General features: G+C 64.8%; 1 protein-coding gene. It reads left to right on the forward strand.

The features are described 5' to 3' along the window. Nucleotides 1-133 precede the first annotated feature (133 nt). Nucleotides 134-1,438 (forward strand): IS256-like element ISRer3 family transposase, encoded by a 1,305-nt coding sequence (locus AC1Q6C_RS33585; protein WP_042927240.1) that lies wholly within the window; start codon nt 134-136, stop codon nt 1,436-1,438. Nucleotides 1,439-1,471: the final 33 nt, after the last annotated feature.

Here is a 1,471-nt window from a genome sequence, read left to right on the forward strand (position 1 = left end):
GAGCAATGATCAGAACCTGTGGATGGTTCTCGGCGAGGCGGCGTGAGTGGGCGCACCTTCCCGGGAATGATCTGAAATTCCATCAGCTCTGATCAGGACCGGCGTTGGCGCGCTGGTTCGGGAAGGTACGCCCATGCTCACGGTAGTTCAGGATCAGCAATCCTCCAACGACGACAGCGGTGTTGGTCGGTCGTTGCTTGACGAGATCGTTCGCGACGGTGCCCGGCAGATGCTCGCGGCGGCGTTGGCCGCCGAAGTCGCCGCATACATCGAGCAGTTCGCCGAGCATCTCGATGAGCACGGCCGGCGGCTGGTGGTCCGCAACGGCTATCACCACGAGCGTGACGTGCTCACCGCGGCGGGGGCGGTGACGGTGACCGCACCGCGGGTCAACGACCGCCGTGTCGACGCCGAGACCGGTGAACGGCAACGGTTTTCCTCGGCGATCCTGCCGGCGTGGTCACGCAAGTCCCCGCAGATGACCGAGGTGTTGCCGCTGCTGTACCTGCACGGGCTGTCCAGCGGCGACTTCGGTGCGGCGTTGGAGCAGTTCCTCGGCACTGGTGCCGGGCTGTCGGCCTCGACGATCACCCGGCTGACCGCGCAATGGCAGGACGAGGCGAAGGCCTTCGCCGACCGGGATCTCTCGGGCACCGATTTCGTGTACCTATGGGTCGACGGCATCCATCTCAAGGTCCGCCTGGAGCAGGAGAAGCTGTGCTTGCTCGTGATGATCGGCGTCCGCGCCGACGGCCGCAAGGAGCTCGTCGCGCTCACCGATGGGTTCCGGGAGTCCACAGAGTCGTGGGCTGATCTGCTGCGCTCATGCCGACGCCGCGGGATGACCGCCCCGGTGCTGGCCGTCGGTGATGGGGCGCTGGGGTTCTGGAAGGCACTGCGGGAGGTGTTTCCGGATACCCGTGAACAGCGCTGCTGGTTTCACAAGCAGGCCAATGTGCTTGCTGCGCTGCCCAAGTCGGCTCATCCAGGTGCGACCGCGGCGATGCGGGAAATCTACAACGCCGAGGACATCGACAAGGCCCAGGTCGCGATCAAGGCCTTCGAGGTAGATTACGGCGCGAAGTACCCCAAGGCGGTCGCCAAGATCGTCGACGACGCCGACGTGCTCCTGGAGTTCTACCGGTACCCGGCCGAGCACTGGATCCACTTGCGCACTACGAATCCGATCGAATCGACGTTTGCGACCGTGCGGTTGCGAACCAAGGTCACCAAGGGCCCTGGGTCACGCGCAGCGGGGATTGCCATGGCCTACAAGCTGATCGACGCCGCACAAGCCCGCTGGCGGGCGGTCAACGCCCCCCATCTGGTCGCGCTGGTCCGTGCCGGCGCGGTGTTCCACAAAGGCAAGCTGCTCGAACGACCCATCGACATCTCACCCGCTGAGCCCGACGAATCAAGCGAAACGGAGGTCGCCTGAAACACCCTCATCCACAGGTCTTGACAATATCTC

The organism is Rhodococcus sp. MT28 (assembly GCF_058792695.1).